At 44.8% G+C, this 21,768-nt stretch carries 27 protein-coding genes; 15 read left to right on the forward strand and 12 right to left on the reverse strand.

Annotated elements, in window-relative coordinates; genetic code table 11:
- Positions 1-12 precede the first annotated feature (12 nt).
- Positions 13-2,610: a hypothetical protein gene (locus tag N836_RS68785; protein WP_023076346.1), complete on the reverse strand. Its 2,598-nt coding sequence runs from the start codon at positions 2,608-2,610 to the stop codon at positions 13-15.
- A 292-nt stretch (positions 2,611-2,902) separates the two neighbouring features.
- On the opposite strand from N836_RS68785, the gene N836_RS73960 reads away from it, so the two are divergent.
- On the forward strand, positions 2,903-4,768 hold the full coding sequence (locus tag N836_RS73960; protein ID WP_023076347.1) for a pentapeptide repeat-containing protein: 1,866 nt from the start codon (positions 2,903-2,905) through the stop codon (positions 4,766-4,768).
- Between the two features lie 46 nt (positions 4,769-4,814).
- Here the strand turns inward: N836_RS73960 and N836_RS68790 are convergent, their stop codons facing one another.
- From N836_RS68790 to N836_RS68800, 4 genes are all read right to left on the reverse strand, one after another.
- On the reverse strand, positions 4,815-5,312 hold the full coding sequence (locus N836_RS68790; protein ID WP_023076348.1) for a hypothetical protein: 498 nt from the start codon (positions 5,310-5,312) through the stop codon (positions 4,815-4,817).
- Positions 5,313-5,382: 70 nt separating this feature from the next.
- Positions 5,383-5,598, reverse strand: coding sequence for a ribbon-helix-helix copg family (locus N836_RS68795; protein ID WP_023076349.1), 216 nt, complete (start codon positions 5,596-5,598; stop codon positions 5,383-5,385).
- Positions 5,599-5,754: 156 nt separating this feature from the next.
- Complete coding sequence (locus N836_RS76160; protein WP_152532290.1) at positions 5,755-6,057, reverse strand: hypothetical protein; 303 nt, start codon at positions 6,055-6,057, stop codon at positions 5,755-5,757.
- Between the two features lie 81 nt (positions 6,058-6,138).
- Positions 6,139-6,441 carry an NfeD family protein gene (locus N836_RS68800; protein ID WP_161635053.1) on the reverse strand — a complete coding sequence of 101 codons (303 nt, stop codon included), beginning with the start codon at positions 6,439-6,441 and terminating at the stop codon, positions 6,139-6,141.
- A gap of 588 nt (positions 6,442-7,029) precedes the next feature.
- On the opposite strand from N836_RS68800, the gene N836_RS68805 reads away from it, so the two are divergent.
- Positions 7,030-7,389 (forward strand): thermonuclease family protein, encoded by a 360-nt coding sequence (locus N836_RS68805; protein ID WP_023076352.1) that lies wholly within the window; start codon positions 7,030-7,032, stop codon positions 7,387-7,389.
- A gap of 3 nt (positions 7,390-7,392) precedes the next feature.
- Here N836_RS68805 and N836_RS68810 read toward each other — a convergent pair whose 3' ends face one another.
- Both N836_RS68810 and N836_RS68815 read right to left on the reverse strand, forming a co-directional pair.
- Positions 7,393-8,655 carry a hypothetical protein gene (locus N836_RS68810; protein WP_023076353.1) on the reverse strand — a complete coding sequence of 421 codons (1,263 nt, stop codon included), beginning with the start codon at positions 8,653-8,655 and terminating at the stop codon, positions 7,393-7,395.
- Between the two features lie 143 nt (positions 8,656-8,798).
- A complete protein-coding gene (locus N836_RS68815) occupies positions 8,799-9,011 on the reverse strand; it encodes a hypothetical protein (RefSeq protein ID WP_031294386.1) in 213 nt (70 codons plus the stop codon).
- A gap of 263 nt (positions 9,012-9,274) precedes the next feature.
- Here N836_RS68815 and N836_RS68820 point away from each other — a divergent pair, with 263 nt between their 5' ends.
- Positions 9,275-9,907 (forward strand): tyrosine-type recombinase/integrase, encoded by a 633-nt coding sequence (locus tag N836_RS68820; protein ID WP_023076355.1) that lies wholly within the window; start codon positions 9,275-9,277, stop codon positions 9,905-9,907.
- 423 nt (positions 9,908-10,330) lie between these two features.
- Here N836_RS68820 and N836_RS68825 read toward each other — a convergent pair whose 3' ends face one another.
- Positions 10,331-11,563 (reverse strand): pentapeptide repeat-containing protein, encoded by a 1,233-nt coding sequence (locus tag N836_RS68825; protein ID WP_023076357.1) that lies wholly within the window; start codon positions 11,561-11,563, stop codon positions 10,331-10,333.
- Between the two features lie 122 nt (positions 11,564-11,685).
- Positions 11,686-11,994, reverse strand: a complete 309-nt coding sequence (locus N836_RS68830; protein WP_023076358.1) for a helix-turn-helix transcriptional regulator — start codon at positions 11,992-11,994, stop codon at positions 11,686-11,688.
- A gap of 716 nt (positions 11,995-12,710) precedes the next feature.
- Between N836_RS68830 and N836_RS68835 the strand changes: the two genes are divergently transcribed.
- Together N836_RS68835 and N836_RS77285 are read left to right on the forward strand one after the other, a co-directional pair.
- Entirely contained in the window at positions 12,711-13,292 is a 582-nt protein-coding gene (locus N836_RS68835) for a ParA family protein (RefSeq protein WP_023076360.1), read from the forward strand.
- Entirely contained in the window at positions 13,279-13,584 is a 306-nt protein-coding gene (locus N836_RS77285; protein ID WP_023076361.1) for a hypothetical protein, read from the forward strand. Before N836_RS68835 ends, N836_RS77285 begins: the two co-directional genes overlap by 14 nt.
- Before the next feature lie 359 nt (positions 13,585-13,943).
- On the opposite strand, the gene N836_RS68845 is transcribed toward N836_RS77285, so the two are convergent.
- Positions 13,944-14,489: a hypothetical protein gene (locus N836_RS68845; RefSeq protein ID WP_023076363.1), complete on the reverse strand. Its 546-nt coding sequence runs from the start codon at positions 14,487-14,489 to the stop codon at positions 13,944-13,946.
- 221 nt (positions 14,490-14,710) lie between these two features.
- Here N836_RS68845 and N836_RS68850 point away from each other — a divergent pair, with 221 nt between their 5' ends.
- From N836_RS68850 to N836_RS68870, 7 genes are all read left to right on the forward strand, one after another.
- The gene (locus tag N836_RS68850) at positions 14,711-15,298 is read left to right on the forward strand and encodes a hypothetical protein (protein WP_023076364.1); all 588 of its coding nucleotides are present in this window, start codon (positions 14,711-14,713) and stop codon (positions 15,296-15,298) included.
- Positions 15,295-15,642, forward strand: a complete 348-nt coding sequence (locus N836_RS68855) for a hypothetical protein (protein WP_023076365.1) — start codon at positions 15,295-15,297, stop codon at positions 15,640-15,642. The genes N836_RS68850 and N836_RS68855 overlap by 4 nt, the downstream gene beginning before the upstream one ends.
- A 14-nt stretch (positions 15,643-15,656) precedes the next feature.
- A complete protein-coding gene (locus N836_RS75475; RefSeq protein ID WP_023076366.1) occupies positions 15,657-16,154 on the forward strand; it encodes a hypothetical protein in 498 nt (165 codons plus the stop codon).
- Positions 16,051-16,500 (forward strand): hypothetical protein, encoded by a 450-nt coding sequence (locus tag N836_RS0139635; protein WP_051394708.1) that lies wholly within the window; start codon positions 16,051-16,053, stop codon positions 16,498-16,500. The genes N836_RS75475 and N836_RS0139635 overlap by 104 nt, the downstream gene beginning before the upstream one ends.
- Positions 16,501-16,921: 421 nt before the next feature.
- Entirely contained in the window at positions 16,922-17,218 is a 297-nt protein-coding gene (locus N836_RS68860) for a hypothetical protein (RefSeq protein ID WP_023076368.1), read from the forward strand.
- Positions 17,219-17,420: 202 nt separating this feature from the next.
- Positions 17,421-17,690 carry a hypothetical protein gene (locus N836_RS68865; protein WP_023076369.1) on the forward strand — a complete coding sequence of 90 codons (270 nt, stop codon included), beginning with the start codon at positions 17,421-17,423 and terminating at the stop codon, positions 17,688-17,690.
- Between the two features lie 131 nt (positions 17,691-17,821).
- The gene (locus N836_RS68870; RefSeq protein WP_152532291.1) at positions 17,822-18,217 is read left to right on the forward strand and encodes a hypothetical protein; all 396 of its coding nucleotides are present in this window, start codon (positions 17,822-17,824) and stop codon (positions 18,215-18,217) included.
- A 428-nt stretch (positions 18,218-18,645) separates the two neighbouring features.
- Here N836_RS68870 and N836_RS68875 read toward each other — a convergent pair whose 3' ends face one another.
- Both N836_RS68875 and N836_RS68880 read right to left on the reverse strand, forming a co-directional pair.
- Positions 18,646-19,125, reverse strand: a complete 480-nt coding sequence (locus N836_RS68875) for a hypothetical protein (protein ID WP_023076372.1) — start codon at positions 19,123-19,125, stop codon at positions 18,646-18,648.
- Between the two features lie 223 nt (positions 19,126-19,348).
- Positions 19,349-19,543, reverse strand: a complete 195-nt coding sequence (locus N836_RS68880) for a heavy-metal-associated domain-containing protein (protein WP_023076373.1) — start codon at positions 19,541-19,543, stop codon at positions 19,349-19,351.
- 646 nt (positions 19,544-20,189) lie between these two features.
- Between N836_RS68880 and N836_RS76800 the strand changes: the two genes are divergently transcribed.
- The 3 genes from N836_RS76800 to N836_RS68890 all read left to right on the forward strand — a co-directional run.
- Positions 20,190-20,348 (forward strand): hypothetical protein, encoded by a 159-nt coding sequence (locus N836_RS76800; protein WP_023076374.1) that lies wholly within the window; start codon positions 20,190-20,192, stop codon positions 20,346-20,348.
- 95 nt (positions 20,349-20,443) lie between these two features.
- The gene (locus N836_RS68885; protein ID WP_023076375.1) at positions 20,444-20,815 is read left to right on the forward strand and encodes a histidine phosphatase family protein; all 372 of its coding nucleotides are present in this window, start codon (positions 20,444-20,446) and stop codon (positions 20,813-20,815) included.
- A gap of 643 nt (positions 20,816-21,458) precedes the next feature.
- A partial coding sequence (locus tag N836_RS68890; RefSeq protein ID WP_023072853.1) for a helix-turn-helix domain-containing protein occupies positions 21,459-21,768 on the forward strand: 310 nt, incomplete at its 3' end.

The following is a 21,768-nucleotide window of genomic DNA, read 5'->3' on the forward strand; positions in this document are numbered from 1 at the left end:
GATTGAAGAACTTTACCTAACAAGTTTTAGATATTTCCCCTTCTTAATCTCATCCTCCAGAGGATGTTTTGCATCCAGATTTCCAGACGATGTAACTGCCCAGTTATGCCAAATCTTTTGAGCCGCCTGCTTAAAAAATGGGGCGGCATCCGCCAGCATCATATTGCTATCTAAGCTAGAGATCGCATCAATCGCCTCAGCCACAAAATGATTACCAGTGCATTTTTGCGAAATACTGTAACACCCTAGCCAACTTCCCAGATTCACAGGCTGTTCCAAAACTTCAGCCGTACGGGCAATATTGTAGAGACCATCAGCGAGCAGACGTACAAACCCTAAATAGGCCGCCCCCTGAAAAGAACGGCCAAAATGGTATATTGCTGCCTGCGGGTCCTGGTCAATAAGCAATACTTTCTCTCCACGACTAATATGGATCTCTGCCATAATCGCATCCTTATATTGATCGCCATAGCGCTGATCAATTGACTGACGAAGCAATTGATCAGTCATACAGATTAACTTATTAGCCATCCCACCATCCCCTAACCGGCAATACACCCGGCTAGCATTCGCCAACCAATGGGCCGTACGCTTACGCTCCCCTACTTTGGATGCATAATAGGCCGCTATCAGCAGGTTGTCAGCGGCCTGAACCAAGTAAACCTCTTCTGCTTCAGTGGAAAATACAAATTCTAATCGCCCTGCACGAGCATAAATTTCGGAAGCACACAGATAAACATTCGTATCCAATCGGCCACGGTATCGACGCTGAGTACCACTAGAATCAGCTCCAAAAATATAATCTCTCAACCATTTGAGATGACTTGGAAATGAGTCTCTCCACTGCCTACCTGCAATAAATGTGTGATCTCCTGAATAGAATTTCTGCAACATTTGCTCTTGATAAAGACGCAAATTAAGAGCCACATCTTCATCAACTCCAGGCAACCGCAATGTCTTTTTAGCCTGCTTTAAAAACTCAGCAGCCTGCTTTAAGTCACCTTCTACATGACAAGACCGAGCACAGGCAATTTGAGAAAGGCAATACTTCCTTTCCAAATTGACGCCATACCATGATTGCAAAATAGGTGTCGGAACCAAAATTTCCTGCCGTAAATGCTCAATCGGCCGTACCACGTTTTTAAGTAAATAATCCCGAGCAGGAGCCACCCTTTCCTCCTCCTGTGACTGAAGCACATAATCACTTAGAGATTTACAACCATGGCGCAGGCAATCTGTTGCCTCAGCCATATCAGTGCATGCGTCATAATATCGAGCATAGACTTCAACATTAGGCAACTTAGTAGTCAACCAGCTTTTCAAAGCAACTACAACGGATTGAGCCGCACCCACGACAGTGCTTTTATCCACCCAAATACCTTGATGTAACCGATCTTCTCCACGTTCCTTGAGTGTTGTAGAAGCTTTCACTAAACTGTCAACACGTCGTCCTATACTAATCGTTGAAAAGTCAACTAACTCTAGCTCTCCTTCACATCCCATGCCTTGATAAATAGCAGTAAACATATTTTCAAAGTGGGTTGCAGAGGAAGCATAACTCCAGGAAATTCGTTCGCTATGCTTCTGTTGGTTTCGATACGTTTGAAAAATACAGGTTACCGATGCTTTTGTAACAACATCGGCAACCACACCCCTAAGATATCGCTGTCGCTCATCTGAATGACTCTCCTTCAAATAATCATCGCCCGAAAAGCGAAGTCTAGATTCTGCATATAGAAATAACTGCATCAACTTATCTCTAAAGTCTCGATCTCCAGAATCATCTAATTCCAGAATTGAAAACGTCAAATCTGAAAATTGACATTGTGAAACCCTTATCTTGAAAACACTTTCAATCTTTCTATAGATTTTTTCATTTTCCAGTATGGATAAATAGAGCTCGAATATTTCTCGACTTTTAAGCGTATGCCTGCCTTGCCTAGTCAATTTATATATGGCTCTTCTAAATCGCTTTTCTATTGAAGGGTTTAACTCCATATATATATTGTTTTCAATCCACTGAGTGACCCAATCATCAATATTTTTTTCAGATAAATATTGATCAGATAATTCTTCCTCAGCAGACATCTCTGCTAAATGCTTAAGACCAAAGGTTCTCGAAATAAATTCTCTTTCTAGAAAATCAATTAAATCAATAAAATCAGTGGCATCTTGAACCGGGATCATCGATAAACCAGACGCAATTCGCTGGATTTGTTGATAACGTTCTGGATGTGCTGATAGCTTGAGCTGCTCACCCTGAGGCAAAAATCCGGCTACTTGAAGCAACCGATCGGGACCAGCTTTCTGTAGTATCTTACGAGCATCCTGATGTTTTACTGATAAACGTTTATTTTGTAAACCTTCTGACGATGTCAGTGCATGCCAAAGACACATTAAATGCATTCTTTGAATGGGCAAGTCTGGCCGACTCTTCTGCATAAATGACACTAAGGGCTGGCGACTAATCGTCAATCCTTCTGCAAGCTCTATATTTGTTGCCCCTAACTCGTGCTTATATCGCTGCAATTCTTGGCGTAATTGGGCCCAATAATTGTTTTGCTCACGCTCATATTGTTTGACAGCATTATTCTCTGTTGAAAATTTCATAGTGCAACAAAGCCATAGAACAACAGGTCTAAATCAGACTCAAACATTTTTAAACTGTGTATCAATCTCCCACAACACAAACTTCAATGTCTATGATGAAATCGGAATAGAGACCTTTCCACAGTATTCTGACTAAGAAGTAGACAAAACCTCTTTTTCTGTCTAAACAATAGACGAAGTTATAGGTTTATAACTGTTTTTATTTAATTTTAGACACTTAATAGACAAATTAGTTATCCTATGTAGGTCTTTAAGACAAACTCCAAAAGTTTTTCTATAGGTCAGGTGTCCTATGCCTAATTCAACCCTGACCCCTGGAGGCGACTACAGTGGCCAAGACTTCCAGGGTCGTGATTTGCGTGAACTTGATCTTAGTCGCGCCAACTTGAGTGGTGTGGATCTCTCTAACGCCAATCTTAAAGATACTGACCTCAGCTATGCCAATCTCACAAACGCAAACTTATATTGTGCCAATCTTGAGGGGGCTCGTCTTGACCACGCCAATCTGGAAGAGGCCAACTTAGAAGGGGCTCACCTACTGAGAACCTCATTAATTAGAACTCACTTACAACGAACTAAATTAACTGGGGTCAACCTCAACCACGCCGACCTGAGAGACGCTGACCTCAAATTTGCTAATCTCAGCAGTGCTCAACTGGAACAAACGAATCTCTCCTCTGCTGACTTGAGTGATGCCACATTAGAACAAACTAATCTACGGCAAGCGAATCTTCGACAATCAAAACTTAAGGATGCCAAGTTGAAAAATGCTGTCCTGGTCCAGGCTGACCTCAGTGGGGCCGACTTATCCTATGCTGAATTGCGCGGCAGCGATCTTAGAGATGGGCAGCTGACAGGAGCCATTCTACGGGATGCTCACTTAACCTCCTGTTCTATGGAAAACGCTCAGCTCAACAGTGCTGACTTAACCAATGCCTCCTTACGCAATGCCTACCTCAGTAATGCAAACTTGAGTCAAGCCGTCCTGAAAAACGCTAAACTTTCACGCGCTCAAATCAGCGCTGTACAACTGCATAATGCTGAGCTTAAGAAGGCAGACCTTAGTGGAGCAGTTTTAAATCAAGCCAATCTACGAGGGGCGGATCTCTCAGAAGCACATCTAGACAGTGCCAGTCTGCTGGCCACTGATCTGTCCGGGGCTAACCTTCAAAAAGCTTCGCTGGGTCGATGTTATCTAGTGGCTGCTGATATGAGCCATACCAATTGCCAAGAAACTTATTTTGGAAATGCTGTATTGATTGCAGCGGACCTATGCCATGCCGATTTTCGGCATGCCGATTTTGGTGGAGCCAAACTGATACTCACGGATTTAAGCCATGCCAATCTCGACAATGCAAGTCTTCCCAGGGCCAATTTAAGTGATGCGAATCTGCAAGACACCTCTTTTAAGGATGCTACCCTCACTCGGGCTTATCTAGCAGGGGCTACTCTCAACCGGGCCAATCTAAAAGGCGCTGACCTCAGTGCAGCAAACTTACTCAATTCTCGATGGATTCATACCTCAGCAGAAGGTGCTTATATGAATCGCGCCTATTTCAGCGATGTTAAGGTTACTGATAGTAACTTGCTAGAGGCAGATTTCATTACAGCCGATCTAACCCGCACAGAGTTCAACAATACGGCTGTCAAAAAAACAAAGCTGGGGGGCAATCGTGGATTAAATCAGCTATGGAAAGAAACACTACATGAACAAGGCGCTATTTTTCTAGGTTCAGTCACCAATGCTGCTGATAGTAGCCCTGAAGAAGAAAACCAGGAAAATTTCATGCCACACCATGTTATTGATCGGTTCAAAGGAGACGTAAAATTCCGACTATTGGATGCCAGGGACACCGTTAATTTACTCAAAGACGCAATTCGGTTAGTGCGCACTACGATTGAAGATGTTACCGATAGCAATATTGGGAATCAAACAAAAGAACAATTACTTGAGCAATTGCATCACTCCACTCTGCAGATGGAGAATAGCCTTGATGAGTATCAAAATGATTTATTTGAGCACTGCGAAGGCAACTTGGGGGAAGAAACATGGACACCCTCTGAGTTATCCATGGAGTTTGACCATATTCACGAACAAATCCTGTTAGTTGGCAAACACATTCGATTTGTTTACCAAATGTGGAAACAACTGGATTAACGGTTGTTGCTAACGGGAAGCTTAGCCACTTACCACCAACGTGTCGTTAGCGCTTGGGTTTAGCTTTTGCTCTAATTTTTCGTTCTCGCTTGCTGTTCGGAAATAAATCTCGAGTGACAATGTAGTATAAACCAAAGAAATCTGATGCTACCGCTGCCAAATAGCCTATTTGCATTCTTTCAGAAACATCAGCCTTTTCATTGAATACTGGCACGGACAAAAGAACCATCAGCCAGATAGGAATAACTGCCATTGGGCCAATCAGAGATAATAAAACCCATTTTCGTAATTTAAGACGCTGCTCTAGTTCCGCATTTAAGTATTCATCTTCTGGTGATGTGATCGCATTTGGCGCAATTACATCATCCGTTGAAGTGACGTCTCGCTCATCTGAGTGCAACTCCATTGAGCCATCGCCAGCAGCATTCTTCCCTAGAAAATCTGTGGTTGAGACGACCTTTTCAGAAGGCACTTGCTTAACCTTATCAGTTACTCTTGCTTGCCTATTAAGCAAACGCTGAAAATCAAAAAAGCCTATTGCCATGGTCTTCTCCCAGACGCTTCAGGAGTGATCAACTATTAAACAGACCCATTGACTTCCATAGAGCAATGACCTAAGGCACTACGATCTGTTTAACAACCTTCTCGTTCTCATCAATAACTGCCAAATCACGCCCCTTTGCCCCTTCCTCTTGGGCGATGCCATACAAAGCCAAGCCAGTCCTTAGAACATCTGCCATATTTTTGCCTGATTCCTCAGATAATTTCTTCAGCAGATCGTATGCTTCGGGGGTTAGATCCAAGTTCAAACGCTTGCGCTCCTTAGCCATTTTAATTATCCTCGCTATTGCTTCCTACAAGTGTATACATGGAATATGGCATTAATTACGCTTAATTTTATGTTTTTTTTACACAAATATTAAGCCCATATATCAATACATACTAACAGGTAAATTCTAAACTACGAATATATGCAATTCATGAACTTACGAAAAAAATATATATTTTAGGCTTAATTCTTGCTCAGCTTCATTATCTGGCAACGAGTAGAGCTGCCAAAATCTAGCATTGTGTTTTGGCAGCACAGGCATCAAACGATTGAAGCCAAATTCCATCAGACGCAAGGGGACATGGAAGTATCTGTCTATTAAATCTTGTATGGCTGTTTTTAGCTGGCTCCGACTCGGACGGTGACCAGACGCTGGATTACGGAAAGTCCTAAAAAGCACAACAAGAAATTCAAGGCAGGGCTTTAGACTCCATAGAGAGTAAACAGCATGTAATTGCATCAGATTCTCCTTTTTGATTAGAACTTAAGCAAAAGGCACAGGCATTTCTCAAGGCGAGTCCTTTTGCCCAACACAGATTATTCAACCAACCGTTTGCAAATGCCTTATTTGCCCTCCGGTGATTTCTTGAGCACTACTTTTTTCGAGCACAGGCAACGGCTTCACCAACAGGGTATTAGCTTCTCTTCCTAAGACTAAAACCCTTGTCTTGGGAAGGATACAGAGACCTTGTTGAGATGCTGCATACCAATAGATACCGCGGTAACGCACTCGCCCTCGCTGATGGGGACTAATAGCCTCTACCACTTCAGCAACTTGTTCAAACTCCTGCACGGTCAGATGGGTTCTCCTGTTACTGACCTTGACAGTCGACTGCTTGGACACAGAAAACAATTCTAGTAAACTCTGGAATCCTAAGCTTTTCATAACACTCTCTTGGTAAATAGAGACAACACATTGAGATAGAAACGATGCTTTTATTACCCATGCACAAAACAGAGTTAGAAAATTTTCGGCCAGTACCTATAGATCTGAAAGCATCTATGCATCAACTCAAGGCCAATTCAATAAACATCAAATACGACTTGAATTGAATATTAAAACCTCAATAAATATATATTAAATACACAAATTCTATGTGTCAACTTCACGCCAGATAATCTTACTCTGAATGATTCGCATCACATCCTCTCTAAATCCGAAGTAGTCATGCTATCTGTTGTCGAAAAAGCGTTTCAGCGTTTCAGAGCTTGATGTCGCTTTATTTTTTATTTGTAGAATATTATTTGATCATTATTTTTCATTCAAAGCTTGATCGTTGCTGCCCCTTCACCATCCAACACATCCAAGTACCACTGAACCTGACAAGCTTGTGTATTACTAACCGTCTAAATCGGGGTTTGAGTAGAAGGCTCTATCTACGATGGCGATACACTGCGGGTTGAGCGTGGTGGGCAGGAGCTGAAAATCAGATTGTGTGGCGTTGATGCTCCAGAACTAAAGCAGGCTGGGGGGATTGAGTCACGGGACCATTTGCGATCGCTAGTTGCTCAGGGTGGTGGGGCTATCGGTGTGGTTGCGATTGAGAAGGACCAATATAAGCGCACGGTGGCAGATTTGTTCATCATGAAATCAGATGGTTCAGAGATTCACCTGAACTCTCAAATGGTGATAGACGGCCACGCCTACCACTATGAGAAGTATTCGGGCAGCTGCCCACAGCCAGATGTGTTGGTGCGTGCTGAGGAGATAGCTAAATCGAACGGAGTGGGACTATGGTCCACTCCCAAGGCTGAGAAGCCATGGGAGTTTAGAGAAAAAGCCAATCCTTAACTATTAATATCCTGAGCGTTGCTGAGTATATGTTGTTATGACGGGTGGCTGGTATGGGGTATGGGTATATCCTAGATCCGTTCCAATCTCGTCGTTCACCCTATCAGCAAGTCCCCCATATTGGGAGGCTGTATCCTCCACTATTACAACCTGCTTATTTGGTCTTGATTGGTAGTTCTTGGGTAAGTTCTTTAGCCTTTCCTCCAGTTCTAGAACCTGCGCCTTCAGTTCCGATTGGTCATCCAAGCTATCTATTCTCTGACTCAAGGAATCGATTTGTTGCCATAACTTAGAGTTTCCATCTGCCAGCTTAGAAATAAGATTCCAGAGAATATCATCGAGTTCACTATTGTTGCTATCCTGTTGCCATAACTTAGAGTTTTCATATTCCAGCCCATAAGTTGGATTCCAGAGAATATCATCGAGTTCACTATTGCTGTTATCAGATACCTCCAGCTTACGTTCAATGTCTACTCGAAGTCTCTGAGCAATATCTTCTTGTTGGTAACATTCTTGTGGCCAACTTGTCTCCTGGACCTCTTTAGTTGAATCGGCCAACATTCCGGCTGAAATGCCACTAGCCATTGCGAAGAAGGGCAGGGCTATGGAGGTTGGTGGCACTAGAAAAGGTATGACAAAAAGGCCACCTGTCAAAATAGCGGTAGCCATTGTTTTGATACTACTGCTGTCAGACGTTGTGTTAGTCGCCTCTCTAAAACCTTCTTTTAATTGCTCGTTACGCAAAATATATTCAACCACGTCTTGCTTACGAGACTCTAGTTCCTTAACTTCTCGCCATAGCTCAGAAGTTTCATCTAACGTTTCTTCCAGAGCCTCAACTTGTTTCCACAGGCTGTCTTTTTCACCCTTCAATGCATCTATGAAACTCTGAAGACCCTGATGCATAGCAAAACGGCTATCAGGGTCTTTCTGCCAGAGGGTTTCCCAATATTCTTTGATTGCATCGGATAGGATGTCAGTTGAAATGCCACCAGCTGTTGCTAGTAGAGATGCAGCGATAGGAGCTGAAGGTACCAGACAAGAAGCGATAACAAAGCCACCTGTTAAGACGCCAGCTGTCATAGTCTTCAGAAGATTGCCATTGGATTTAGGTTGAACTGCCTTTCTGAGGCTTGCCAGCAGTTCTTCATCTTTTAGAAGGTATTCAATGGCTTCCTGCTTCCGAGCCTGCACGGCACCTTCTAATGCCTGAAGATATACTGGATTATCTTTAAGTGTATGGTCGCAAATAGGACACTGAATCATAGGACCGTTAGGAATGTAGATGCATTAGATACTGGACATGTCTTTGTCTAAAGACATTACCTGCAACCCGATAAGACACAAAGTCATCCACTAGCATTCCGGAACATATCAAAATTTCTTAATATTAAAGTGAATGGGTCACCTTACATTAGCTGAACCAATTTTCGGACTTGCTTCTCCAGGGCTGTGAGTCGTTTTGCCATAGATGTTACATTGCTTGGCTCTGTTTTCTCTAGATATAAGCCAATCGCTTCCTTAACTACTTCGCTGGGAGTGCGGCCCGTTTCTTGAGAGATCGCACGTATCTGCTCATCCCAACTATGGGGAATGCGGGCGGCGGCGATGGGCTTGCTCATGGTGTAAACAACGTTAACAGCGTTAACCCATGGCTCATCGGCCATAGGCATTCTTTTTATGGCTAAAAACCGTTAACGCTGTTAACCGTGTAAACGCCTACGAACATTGAGCTAAGCCCCATGAGACAGTTGATTCTTACCTATGGTGATTCTCAATAAGAAACTACGGTTTTTGGACGTTTCAGCGCAATGCCTTGAGAATTGGGTATTCTATAGTTCGTATTCTCCAAGAATAAGAACTATAAGGCAGAGTTAGACAAAAAATGCCAAAGGTTAACCGAAAGGGGCAGGCGGAAGTATTAAGCCGAGATCAGTTGGCTCAACTTTGGGCTGAGTTAAACCAGCCCCATCGGTTGATCACTCAGCTAGCGTACTACACCGCGAGTCGTATTAGCGAAGTATGTGCGCTGCGGGCTGAAGATATCAGCGCTGGGAAAATCGTGATTCGGCAGAGTAAGACGGAGCGGACCAAGGAAGTGGTGATTGTGCCGCCGTTGCAGGATGCGATCTCAACCGCTCCCCTGCCCACCACTGGCTATCTTTTCCCGCCAGCGAAGTGGACCCGTGCGACGGTCAAGCGCTATCGCATTCAACGTCATAAAACCGGTGGCCAGCACTTTGAATTGGTGGGTGAACTTCCCCCACGACAGCACATTAGTTCTCGGGCAGTGGATAAGGCGTTGCGAAAAGCCTGTGATGGTCTGGGAATTCAGGGTGTGAGCACGCATACGTTTCGGCGGTCGTTAGCCACACATCTCTATGATGCTGAGGTGCCGTTGCGGCAGATTATGGAGATTACGGGCCATGCGAGTTTAGCTTCAGTGACGTGCTACCTAAACCTAGAGCAGCGCGCGGCAGAGAATGCGTTATTGAATTTTTTTAGAGATTCATTATGACTTGGATCTGAGCGAGTTAGCTGCGTAGTTTGTCCCCCAGGATAGTCTTTGCCGTTTTCCTATTGAAGTGCCTACTGGTTGTGGGAAAGCCTTTAGCTGTCCAGAGCTAAGAGCTTTTCCATGAGGAACTAGTTTTCATAGAGCAAGATTATAGTTTCTCAGTTATACGAACAGCTTTGAAGTGAATGCGATAGTGACCATCATCTTCAGTAAAGTCTACGTGATGAAAGCCGCCATTTTGTTTGACACTATGAGTTGTGTCATCAATCTCCTTAAAGACAAGATCTTTGCCGTTCTCAAAAGAAATGTGAATGTTGTTAAGGATTGTCGTAACTAAATCTAGCTACACTATCTTGCTCACACAGATTGATAGTTCATAGCCTAATGGAAAGACTTTCAAGAATACTTTTACCGATGACCCGCTCAGTTCAGACTGATAGCTTCAGGTATTAACTTTTTTTCTTTAATTACCATAGTAAGAAGAGGGCAGCTGAATCGAGCCCTTGTTAAATCTGTTTCAGAAAAGTCTGCATAATCTAAGTTCGCATCACGAAAATCCGTTCCCTCAAGATTACAATTACGGAAACAAGCGCCGGAAAGATCAGCACCTTGGAAGTCAACATACTTTAAGTTTGCAGACTGCAGATTGGCATTTCGTAGACTTGCATTCTGGAAAGTCGAACCGAAGAGCGTAGCACCAACCAGGCAAGCATCGTCTAACATACTTTGATCAAAGTTTGCATCGTTGAAAAAAGAATGCTTTAGAGAAGCCTGACTCATGTTAACCCGCCTTAATTTCGCACCATCCCAATTTACACAATCGAGATTGGCTTGTTTCAAATTGGCATATCGAAAATCAGAATTTTCAGCCCGGCTGTATTTTAAGTTGGCTGAGAAGAGATTGGCATGAACCAAACAAGCCCCCTCAAAATCTACGTTTTCGAGATTGGCATGATTTAAGTTTGCTTCGTATAAATTGGATTTGGAGAAGTTCGCTTGGTGTAGAAAAGCTCTCGCTAAGTTTGAAGAGGCCATTCGTGCACATGCGAAGTCCATACCTTCAAGATGCTGACCGGATAAATCTACACCATAAAGAGATAGACCTTGAAAAGGTAAAAATGAAGAAGCTGTATTCAGCTCCTCAATCTTTTGTAGATATCTATCTTGTAACGTCTGCCCTAATTTTCTCATATGAAAATTATTTCCTGACAAAATAAACACTTTACTTGTAAGAACTTCTTCTAGATTTTGTCGAGCTAAGAGTTCTTTGACAGATAAGGTACTAGTGTCATTGCAGTCGAAGTCCTGAGGGCGATGAGTGATGATAGCGCCCAAAGAATTCTTCATACAGCAAATCACCTCAACAGCTGATTCATAATCAGAAGTCTGAATCTGACGAGCAGCATGTAGGCACTCACCAGAGGTGTCACAGATCATCACTCGAGACTGAATTGCAAGTGCTGCTACCTCAGCTGCATTTGTATTCTGTAGCTTCCTAATAATATCAATAATCCGATTGAAGCCGATATCTGTCAGATAGCCCTGAATTTGGCTGAATTTAAGAATTTCCCAAATATCAAGCGGGTCATCTTTATCCCAAACCCTATTCAGCAGGGCATCCAAGAGCATATCGGCATCAATCAGTATTTCAAACATTTTTTGTGAGATTAATCAAAGTATGCTTCTTGCATCTTTGCTGAGGGGGTATTTTTCAATCAATTGATGTCGCTCAACCGAGTGAGATACCAGACAAGGTTTTTTTGATCTCGTGTCTTGCTTCAAGAGGCTCGTTTTTTCCTATCTTGCGTGCCAATTATTTGATGCAGTTCATCAAGTGATAAATCTCCTATATTAGTTGTTTCTAGGAGGTTGTCTGGACTGATCACTTCAACCAAATCTTCTAGTGTGCAATCAAGAATTCTACAAAGTTTGATTAACTGGAGGACGAGAGGAAGGCCACTACGCCCTTTTTCCCAGTTAGCGATAGTTGTCTCTGTTACGCCTATTGCTAAAGCCAGCTCCAACTGTGTTAACCCTTTCTGATCGCGAAGGGTAGCTATTTTGGAACGAAAGTTTTTTGTTTCCATGCACTTCCCGCATTCTGCTTACCCATTATAACAATTCTTTGCCTAAATAAAATAACCTAAAATAAATCACCTAAATTGTTAGCCCTAAATATTTTTAGGTAAAATGTTTGAAAGTGTATTTAGTTTTAACTTTGGGTGAGAGTTCATGAGAATGAAGTGCGTTTGGTTTAGGTTACTTTGCTTGTCTAGAAAAGTTAGGGCTTTCTGCGTCGCTGTCTATCCACCTATAGGGTTGATGTCTGCAGTGATAGAGGTTCTCTTGGGGCTGTATTTTGTGTTGGCAGAGCTAGATGCCAGCGGCCCTATTACTTAGCTTGTTCAATGTAAGAAATCTGTAATCGATTCATTGAATTATGAGTTAAAGCCCCCACTAGAAATTCTAGTGGAGGCTTTAACTCATAATTTGCTAAGTTTGCGATCTCAACCAAGTCATCACCAAGGCAACCAATTCCGCCGAGTTTCCCGAATCGTCTGCCTTACTGAGCCCACGATTCTATCGTTCACTTCCTCCTGCGACTCACCGCCGATAGTCCCTTTCATCCGCTCCATCTCAAAGCCAGCCAACGTCTCATTGGCCATGTCAGTATCCTGCACAATAGACGGCAGTGTTGGCAGTTACGACTCAACCCTTCAGCTCAACGTATCGCCCACCCCCTTGACTCCTCACGACAACGTGCTAATAGTATTACTGCAATACTGCCTTACTGCATTAAGTAATGATTGTCACCCTCTGCCAGTTCAAGGGTGGTGTGGGCAAAACCACCAGCGCTATTCACTTTGCGGCGTTGCTACAAGCGAAAGCCCACACACTTTTGATCGACTCAGACCCGAATAAGTCAGCTTCCTTATGGGCCAGAAAAGGACTGTTGCCGTTTGATGTTTGCCTGGAAGCCGAAGCCCCAAAGCGGCTAATGAAAGGCAACTATACCCATACCGTTATCGATACCCCGGCTCGTCCATCATCCGATGAAGTGGAAAGCATCGCCAACGGTACGGACTTGTTAATCCTACCGACGACTCCCGATCCGCTCTCAATTTCTGCGCTGATTCAAATGGCGGGGAGTCTGCCTGAAGGTACTAACTATAAATGTCTGATTACGTTGGTTCCGCCACCGCCGCAAAAAGATGGGACTGAGGCCAAAACGGCATTAGAACGTCATGGGTATCCGATATTTCAGCGACCGGTTCGACGCTACAAGGCGTACATCCATGCGGCGAGTAATGGTCATACCGTAAAAGGGCCTGCTCAAAATGACTGGAAAGCTATCTGGGAGGAACTGAGCGATGAACTTGGATGATGTGTTTGCTGCAGCGCAAAGTAAGCCCCCAGCTAAGAAGGACAAATCTAAAACGCCTAAAGCTGATGCAAAGGATACTCCTGAGCCAAAACCTCAGGCTCAATCCGATGCAGAAATTTTGGCGGATATCTTAGCGCCGACCGATGCCCCGGAACGCAACATTAGATTTACGGCTGACCTGCCGGAGTCATTACATAGACGCCTAACCATGGCGGCGGCCACCAGTGGTAAGCGTAAGGTAGATATCGTAAGAGCAATACTTGATGCTGTACTTCCTCAAGTAAGTGATTAAGTATTTACTGCATTAATGCAGTAAATACTTAAAGTTTGCAACCTGCAGATCGGAGGTATATTACAGGTGGTCGGGAAACCTTAGCCGTCTAGCGTATATGTCTAGGCGGTTTTGAATCTTTGGGTGATGAATATGAAGAACCTACCCCTGGCGATGAGATTAGTTCAGCATGGCTGAGTCAGCCGATTCTGTGGGTTGTAATTGAAGCGTTGCTTGAGTAGACATTGAGCGAGTCACTTCAGTCTGAATGTAATCAAAAACACTTAAGTAAGTAATTACTGCATTACTGCACTAAAAACATGAAAAGGCTAAAAATTTTAAGTGCAAAAGAGGCTTGAGTTAGCTTGGCAGTCGCTACTCTAAACTTTTTCGGTTTTCCATGTATTCTCAGAGCCCGACTTACCCGACTTCGTAAACCGATATCCGAACCGTTCAAAGTCTTTGGTCGGTACCGAGTTACACCCCAGCAACGCTGCTAATTCACTGCTGGGCAACAGCCAGCCCCGCTCGGCCACCGTATCCAGCCATTGATAGCGGCCAAAGGGTTCGCTTTCGGTCGCCTCTCGTATGGCTCTGAGGTTAGGGGCTTCATCACCGGACAATTGATTCTTTTGTATGGCAGACACTGTCTGATGGATGTCTGGCGTTATTGATGTCTGAATTTGGGCGGCGACATCGGCGGCAGCTTCTTCGGTGATTAGGCCTTCTTCCGAAATGAGACGATGCATTTCATCCAGGCAGCCGAGAACGGCTTTATTCACATAGGCTTTGACGCCAATTTTGAAGGGAGCCAGGTCAGGATTAAGAGCTTTCAATGCATTAATGCGAGCGTAGACCTGCGATCTAACGACTTGATATCTGTCCGTGAGTTCAGCAACTGGAAAATCGGTATCTTGTCTTCGCATCTCTTAATTCTTTGTAGGCTCCTTTGTAGGATTCTTTGTCTTAGCTGAGATTCCTATAAATTAAAAGGATTGATCGAAGTGACTTTAGTTTTTTGATGACTGTCTGTTGATTATTTTGGAGGTTGTCCGTACAATCTATGTACAAATTCTGAACGCTTGTCGGACGTTGGGCGAACAACAAGCGTTCAGACCGTAAACCCTTGATAGATAAGGATTAACACATGGATCATATAACCGATCCGGCGATTGATCGAACAATTGCCGGACAACCTGATGTACAAACTTTGTACACGGCTGTACAAATCGCTGAACGGTTGAACGTTAGCGAAGCAACGATTCGTAACCGTTGGTTTGAGTGGATTGAAAAAGTGGTGCCAGAGCCGCTATTGAAGCAGGGTAAAAATCAATATACTCAGCTGGCCCTGGAGCTATTTAGTAAGTTTGTGACGGTGGAACGGTGCGATCGCAACCAATGGGTCATCGACACTAAAGCCCACTACGCCCAGGAATGGGCCAGTGCTGGGGTCATTGAAGGTGAATTGATGCCCGAGGAAGTGGGCAATGTCTTAGCCCTACGTCAAAGCCAAACAACAGAACTAGAGCTGGCCGTTGCTCAGCAGCTGCAGAGTCTAGAAAGTCTGATCGACCAGGCCAATACCGCTGAAAGCAACCTATCCGAAGCTGACTTGAAAGCAGCTGTGACACGGGGACAGCAGCGAGCGGTGATGCTTTACCAGGCCGAACTACAGGCCGAGTTACAAACGATGAATTCCCTAAAGCAGCGACGAATGCAAGGGGGCCAGGAATGACACGGAATGTAATCGGGATGTTGTGGATTGCGATCGCAACTACTAGCTGCCCAGACCTAGAACTTTTCCAGACCGCACCCGTTGAAGCAATAGAGCCCTCCGCTGTACCGCCCGCTGGTATGCAACCCTACGGTGTGGACGGCGAACTGAGCGAAGCAGATATCAAAGCGCTGCTGTACCTCCGGTTTCCTCAAAGCTATGAGGCTATCTCTGGTCGGTTTGGTTTTCCAGCTTACCGAGATAGTGTTTCTGACTATTACAAGCTGCCCAATGGTCGATGGGTAGTGATTCAGTATGCAGGTAAAACTGCAACTGGTCTTAAATTCAGTGATTCAGGCGACTAGGAGCACGTTAATCTATGGGTAATGCCAAACTATTGGTCGCAATGAAACTGCCAGAGCTGAAGGACAAAGTATGGAAGGCATGGGCGTTCCTCAATGAATGGAAGGGGCAAGTGCTCCAGCCTGAGAACTACGTGTCTGAAATTAAACGCTTTGGCGACCGTCGATACAAGAAAACATGGGTCAAGGCATTGGCCTACTTTAAGGCCGTAAGCGCCTATGAAAACTGCCTTGATGCCTACATGCTGATCTTGCACACTTTTAACTTTACGCCCGACCGGTGGGACTATGAATATCGGCATGAAATTCTAGATGCTTTTTTGATGTATCCAGATGGAATGGAGATTATCAAAAAAGGTCTAGAACAATTATTATCAAAAGACTTTAGCCCCCAAGAGAGAGAAGAAGCAAATGGGTTTTATTCCTTGGTGGAAGAACGAGAAGGAGACACTGGAGCCGTCGGAATCACAGCTGGATCTCCTCGGAGAATCCCAGGAGCTGTCACCGCAGCGTAAACGGGTTGACGGTGCGATTGTCTTTAGACGCTTTACCAAAGCGATTAAGGATAATGGCGGTGGTCCTGAAAGCTATGAAAAGGTGATTCAGGCCGAAACTCAGGAGTTGTTTGACTGCAACGTGCGGGAGCTTTACGAGCAGACGGGCGGTAAGATTCGTGATCGCTCCTCATTACCTCAACCAGCCCAGGAGGCTTATATGGTGAATGAGTCGCTATCAGCCAATGAGCTAGAGCGTATGCATGGCACGATTGGCGGTGAAACTCAAGAAGAGGTGGATGATCGGATTATTGGTTTAGTGAGGCAGCAGTCTAGGCAGACTCGGAAGTGGTTGCCTTGGGCTTGATGGTTAGGGTTGCGATCTCAACGCCGTTCTAGCGGAGCCTCGCAACTTCCTTGTTAACCTAGTGCTAATGGAATAGTACTAACTTGGCCCTGGCCGTCGCTGGGGCTTTTTGCTGGGCGGCTGCGCCTAGGCGCAGTGATTGTAGCATGGGTCTTTGAATTGGGTTGCACTCTTGTTACAAAGTTGCATGTGCATCTTCCTGCAGGCCTAATCCCAACCAACGGAATTATCACCACCATAGCTGCCCAATTTTACCCGTCCAGGCATCGCGTCAAGCCAAGCTTGGAGCCTCCGTTACCCAGCAGCTGCAGTATCGCAACGGCGCTTAAACTCCGGCTCCAAGTCCGCTTGACACTGCGTTATCTCAAATAACTAACGCTTTGCCATTGGGTGAATAGGGCGCGTTGCGTTGGTTTGGTCTATGCGTTCTGTTCCGTTTGAGTTTGTGTCTGGTTTAGCGGCTGAGTTTGGCGCGGTCGAGTGCTGCTGGCGCGAGTCTGAGCGCTCGTTTACGGGCTACGTGGCCGAGTGCTGGTTTGCGCAGCTGCCGTCAGCGTTTGCGTCCAAGTGGGCAGCCGTGGTGGGTTACCAGGTGCGGGTGCGTTGTGTGTCGGCTGGGCCTGTGCGGTTTGCGGTGTCGGTGGTGGTGCCTGAGGGGCAAGTGTTGCTACGCGGTGGTCAGCGTGGGGGGCGAGTGCGGGTGAGGTTGGTGCGTTAGTGGTGGTGGTGTTTACCAGGATTCAATCTTCTCTAAAGCAGGAGGGATGCATATGAAACGAAAACCGTATTTCTTCGAGGAGAGTTATAAATAACTGTTAACTCTGTAGCTAAAATAGCTCTCTTATGGGCAACAGAGCTAACATTGATGCATCAAAAGACATCAATTGATGCGTTTTGATGCATGTTGATGGGTATTGCGTATGGCTGATACAACTCGCTGGACAATTACTCTACCTAGTAAGACGGCAGAGGCTGTCGATATATTAGCTGCAGATTCTGGAGCTAAACGAGCTCAGATAGTGAATATGCTTCTGGGTAGAGGCTTATCAATTGAGTATTTACTAGAGGAAAGAGGAGGATCGATTATTTATCGATCACCTGATGGGCAAGAACAAGTACTACTTGAGAAAGTTGATCAGATGAGCATTCAAAAACTTAAAAATTCTGGGCTTTTATCAAGTTATTCATAGGCCTGGAATGTAAGCCGAGGTTGCAGCAAAAATCAGTGTGGTGTGTGAGTTTTTGTTTTAAGAGATTCTAGGCGTTGCCAATCCGTCTGAATAGGTCACTCGTTGAAAACCCACAACGTGGGGAATTTGTCATGCGACATGATTTTTATGAATTAAGAGGGCTATTGGGCTGGACCAGAGCACTGAGGAAAAGTTTAGGGGGAATAATGCGTTCACCAAACAGATTTGAGCAGCGCCGAGCTGCATCTACTAGCCAGTCTGATAAGGTTCAAACACTTAAACAAGCAATAGTTGAATTGTACGAGTTTTCTAGTTGTCAAGAGGCACTTCCTGAGATTTCGGAATCTATGCCAGAACCTAGAGATTTTTCTGGAGCCGTAGCTTTTCGACGTCAATTAACCAAGGCACTACTGACTTTGATCGCTGTTGTTGCTGTTGTTGCTGCATTGAAATCAGACGCAAAAACAATTTTAGATTCCCTTTTGCCTCTTCTCGCATTTATTTTGGGATACTACTTTCCCCACTAGGTAGTTGTTAGAAGTTCAGGAGAAAAGAAGCGCAAACCGTTTGTATGTTGATTAAAAGGAGATTGAGTGATGCCTCTATTGCCTGCAATCATATGTCTGACCTTAACTCTAGTGTTTTTCTCTAGGGATGTTCTGAAGCCTAAGCCAGAAAAAAAGGAGAATCCTGATGAAAAACTAATAAAGGCAGTTGCTGAATATATGGCAATTCAGCAACCAACTAAGGACGTATAAAATCCGCCTTCATTTGTTTGAAGAACCCCAAACCCCATAAAAAGCCCCCACCGGATCGGCAGAGGCTTGGAGTGTGTGTGTTGGAGAGTTTCAGTAGAAAAGGGTGCCCTGAAATAATGAAGCATTTCACAGATTACGGAGTCTGCACCGGGCACCCAAGCTTGTTCACCTGAGTACCGCAACAGCTCAGCAATCTGTTAGCGGATGGACTTAGTGCGAGCGTCTAACGCATCGAGGCGAGCTTCCTGGATGTTATCGACAGCTTTAGTACGAGCATCCAACGCTTCCAAACGAGCGGATTGAATGTCCTCAATGGCTTTAGTTTGGTTGTTTAGGTGCTCAAGACGTAGCTTGTGAACGGTGTTCTTAGTGCGAGCATCTAGTGCTTCAAGGCGAGCTTCCTGGATATCTGTAACTGCTTTAGTCTGGTTATTCAGATATTCAACCTGGATTTTGTTCTCAACCGTTGTATTGGTACGAGCCTCTTCGAAAGCCTTGGTTTGGTTGCTGAGATGCTCAAGACGTAGTTTGTGGACAGAATTCTTAGTGCGGCTATCCAGTTCTTCGAGGCGAGCGGACTGAATGTTGAAGCTAGCGGGCTCAGCGGCGGCGGCGATGGGTGCGATGGCAGCGGAAGCAACGAGAACAGTTAAGGCAGAAAGAAGTGTGCGTTTCATGGTTTAAAGCTCCTTGTGTATCAGTGAAGTGTGTTGACTTGCTTCATTGATTACAAGAATGCCGGGGCTACCTGAACGCTATCTGACGGCTAACTGAAAGTTGCTTAAGGGGTTTCTGAGTTTGGCTGAGGAATGTTGGTGACTGGTGTCACAAGGGTGATGGGGTGTTTGAGTTAGCTAGGCGAATCACCTCGCGATTAACTGTTAAGCAGGATAGGAAATCTTACTCGACCGTATGACCTTTTGCAGTAATCGCTTCCCGCACAGCACTTTCAGAGGCGCTGGTTTCGGTGGATACCTCCTTCGTCTCAACATTGACCTTGACCTTTGCACCGGAGTCCAGCTCGGTGATGGCTTTGGTAATCGTGTCAGCGCAACCATCACAAACGATGGAAGGCACCTTGAGTTGTATAGCCATAGGGATAGGGTGTCCTCTTCAAAACAGTGGCACTTTTAATGTAGATCGTTTTTAACACAGACTAGATGGGTCAAAAGCAGACCCTCAGGCCCCTTTGCCTACCTAAGTTTCAGCACCGATAGCAGTCACGATTGAGGTTAAGAGTGAAATCTTCTAGGAGTTTGGTATTACAAAAGATCAACGGTGCATTGTCTGTGATAACTCCGTAAGGTGTAGCGGTGGGTAGAGCTCAGCTTTAAACTAAAACAGCACCCAGAACACTCAACTGAGGGACTCTTCTACAGTAAACAAGACTGCTTAGAGTTGTTGTATATCAGGCGAACCTATTATCAACAGGGCTCTCTAGTGCAAGCAAGAAGAAATATCAGTGATGCGTTTGGGTGCTGTTTTTGAGCTTTCGGATGATTCTATCGAACTATTGATCGTTAGACCTCCTTATGTAGCGGCTATGAGCTTTTCAACTCATGTGTATAAAGCATATTCCTGTAGTGCTACGAAATCTTTTGCATGATACAAACGTTAACTTGTTATTTGTCACTGCTGTTGCTGTCGAGTAGTGAGATAAGTCTATGGGATGTCGTGGTAAAGATTGGCTTTGCGATCGCAAAGCATCATCTAGACTAAAATCAACGCTAACGACGTTTGTATGAAGTCAATTCCACAGAGTATCCAGGTTATCCAATCGCTACGTCCAGGCGACCTCGTCGGCCACTGTCAGCAGCCTGAGCGGCGTTCGCTGGCGGCGCGGTTGCCGGAAGCGGCGCTGCGGTTTATTGCGTTGGAGGATGTAGTGGTGCCGTTTTAGGTTGGGGAGTTACATTTTGGAGGTCAAATTACCACCATGAGTCAACTTGAGTGCCAGTAGCCATTATGTTGTTTCAGAGCGTTTAATTCTGAGAAATGAGCACAACTATTGCCTTGATAAGGCATGGGAAACCCACAATTACACCACAAGGGTGGATCGGCGGTTGTGAGCTACAGCAGGTCATTAATCGATATCAATTAGCCAGGATTGCAAGTGATTCCTTCCCGCCAGAAGATGTTCAAACGTTAGTGCAATCAGCAAAGCTAGTTTTCACGAGCAATCTTCCTCGTGCTATGCACTCTGCCCAAATCCTTGGGCCTACCATTGCCCCTGTTAACAATCCTATTTTTCGTGAAGTAGACTTTTGGCTTGAATGTCCTATCAATATTCGTTTACCGTTCCATATGTGGCTTTTTCTGGATAGGTTGCTATTGAGTTTAGGTTATTCTTCTTACTCTCAATTTTAGGCTGATAACAAAGAACGAGTTAGAAAAGCCACTGAATTATTAGAACAGAAATCTTATGAGACTGGGTCTGTAGTCCTGGTTGGTCATGGCATCACAAACCTATTTATTTCTAGAGAATTAAAAAAACGAGGATGGGATGGTCCCCGGACGCCAAAGATGGAGCACTGGGGATGTACGACTTATAGCCTTTGAGCTATCAGCTGAAACTTTTAGGGTAGTGATAGCTATGAGGTGCTGACTGTGGATGAGCAGCGCTTGCTAGCGGCGCGGTGGCGGGGATTGGTGCTACGGTTTATTGCGTTGCGGGATGTGGTGGTGCCGTTTTAGGGGTGGGGCGTTGCGATCACAAGTTTTGTTTTATCTCTCTACATACTTACAGCCTTGATCTATGAGCAACTTTACTACTATTTTTAGTAGCAGTCTTACGTGTTTTAATAACTTTAGTAAGTGATGCAAGATTTCCTACTAAAGTTTTCCGTGGAAGTTTACTAGAGTAAAGACTGGCAGCAATTCGAGTGAGGCTTCTGTTGATAGATTTTGAGTTGGTTGCGCGATCGCTTCCAACACTATTAGACTTAATCGGAAATAAGGTCATTTGCTAGAATAACTGCTCGTATCCCCCCTCAGGTTAGGTCAGATGAGAATGCAATATGCAACTCTGAAAAATAAACCTCGTACGCTTCGCAGCTTAACGGGTTTCAACCCATCTGAGTTTGAGGCATTGCTGCCGAGTTTCAGTGTGGCTTGGGAGCGTTTTGTCTCAGAGACGTTCAAGCGTTCAGGGCGCAAGCGTGCCTACGGAGCAGGTCGCAAAGCCCATCTGAAACAACTAGAAGACAAGTTACTCTTTATCTTGGTGTACTTCCGGATATACCCGACGCAGGAAGTTCACGGCTACTTGTTTGGTATGAGTCAAGGGCAAGCGAATGAATGGATCCATCGGCTTACAGGGG

Source organism: Leptolyngbya sp. Heron Island J, from assembly GCF_000482245.1.
GTDB lineage: Bacteria > Cyanobacteriota > Cyanobacteriia > Phormidesmidales > Phormidesmidaceae > Leptothoe.

Excerpts from the sequence above, each read along its gene's own strand:
- N836_RS68785 (WP_023076346.1), bottom strand. The coding sequence starts at position 2,610 with ATGAAATTTTCAACAGAGAATAATGCTGTCAAACAATATGAGCGTGAG.
- N836_RS73960 (WP_023076347.1), top strand. The coding sequence starts at position 2,903 with ATGCCTAATTCAACCCTGACCCCTGGAGGCGACTACAGTGGCCAAGAC.
- N836_RS68790 (WP_023076348.1), bottom strand. The coding sequence starts at position 5,312 with ATGGCAATAGGCTTTTTTGATTTTCAGCGTTTGCTTAATAGGCAAGCA.
- N836_RS68795 (WP_023076349.1), bottom strand. The coding sequence starts at position 5,598 with ATGGCTAAGGAGCGCAAGCGTTTGAACTTGGATCTAACCCCCGAAGCA.
- N836_RS76160 (WP_152532290.1), bottom strand. The coding sequence starts at position 6,057 with ATGCAATTACATGCTGTTTACTCTCTATGGAGTCTAAAGCCCTGCCTT.
- N836_RS68810 (WP_023076353.1), bottom strand. The coding sequence starts at position 8,655 with ATGATTCAGTGTCCTATTTGCGACCATACACTTAAAGATAATCCAGTA.
- N836_RS68815 (WP_031294386.1), bottom strand. The coding sequence starts at position 9,011 with ATGAGCAAGCCCATCGCCGCCGCCCGCATTCCCCATAGTTGGGATGAG.
- N836_RS68820 (WP_023076355.1), top strand. The coding sequence starts at position 9,275 with ATGCCAAAGGTTAACCGAAAGGGGCAGGCGGAAGTATTAAGCCGAGAT.
- N836_RS68825 (WP_023076357.1), bottom strand. The coding sequence starts at position 11,563 with ATGTTTGAAATACTGATTGATGCCGATATGCTCTTGGATGCCCTGCTG.
- N836_RS68830 (WP_023076358.1), bottom strand. The coding sequence starts at position 11,994 with ATGGAAACAAAAAACTTTCGTTCCAAAATAGCTACCCTTCGCGATCAG.
- N836_RS68835 (WP_023076360.1), top strand. The coding sequence starts at position 12,711 with ATGATTGTCACCCTCTGCCAGTTCAAGGGTGGTGTGGGCAAAACCACC.
- N836_RS77285 (WP_023076361.1), top strand. The coding sequence starts at position 13,279 with ATGAACTTGGATGATGTGTTTGCTGCAGCGCAAAGTAAGCCCCCAGCT.
- N836_RS68845 (WP_023076363.1), bottom strand. The coding sequence starts at position 14,489 with ATGCGAAGACAAGATACCGATTTTCCAGTTGCTGAACTCACGGACAGA.
- N836_RS68850 (WP_023076364.1), top strand. The coding sequence starts at position 14,711 with ATGGATCATATAACCGATCCGGCGATTGATCGAACAATTGCCGGACAA.
- N836_RS68855 (WP_023076365.1), top strand. The coding sequence starts at position 15,295 with ATGACACGGAATGTAATCGGGATGTTGTGGATTGCGATCGCAACTACT.
- N836_RS75475 (WP_023076366.1), top strand. The coding sequence starts at position 15,657 with ATGGGTAATGCCAAACTATTGGTCGCAATGAAACTGCCAGAGCTGAAG.
- N836_RS0139635 (WP_051394708.1), top strand. The coding sequence starts at position 16,051 with ATGGGTTTTATTCCTTGGTGGAAGAACGAGAAGGAGACACTGGAGCCG.
- N836_RS68860 (WP_023076368.1), top strand. The coding sequence starts at position 16,922 with ATGCGTTCTGTTCCGTTTGAGTTTGTGTCTGGTTTAGCGGCTGAGTTT.
- N836_RS68865 (WP_023076369.1), top strand. The coding sequence starts at position 17,421 with ATGGCTGATACAACTCGCTGGACAATTACTCTACCTAGTAAGACGGCA.
- N836_RS68870 (WP_152532291.1), top strand. The coding sequence starts at position 17,822 with ATGCGACATGATTTTTATGAATTAAGAGGGCTATTGGGCTGGACCAGA.
- N836_RS68875 (WP_023076372.1), bottom strand. The coding sequence starts at position 19,125 with ATGAAACGCACACTTCTTTCTGCCTTAACTGTTCTCGTTGCTTCCGCT.
- N836_RS68880 (WP_023076373.1), bottom strand. The coding sequence starts at position 19,543 with ATGGCTATACAACTCAAGGTGCCTTCCATCGTTTGTGATGGTTGCGCT.
- N836_RS76800 (WP_023076374.1), top strand. The coding sequence starts at position 20,190 with ATGAAGTCAATTCCACAGAGTATCCAGGTTATCCAATCGCTACGTCCA.
- N836_RS68885 (WP_023076375.1), top strand. The coding sequence starts at position 20,444 with ATGAGCACAACTATTGCCTTGATAAGGCATGGGAAACCCACAATTACA.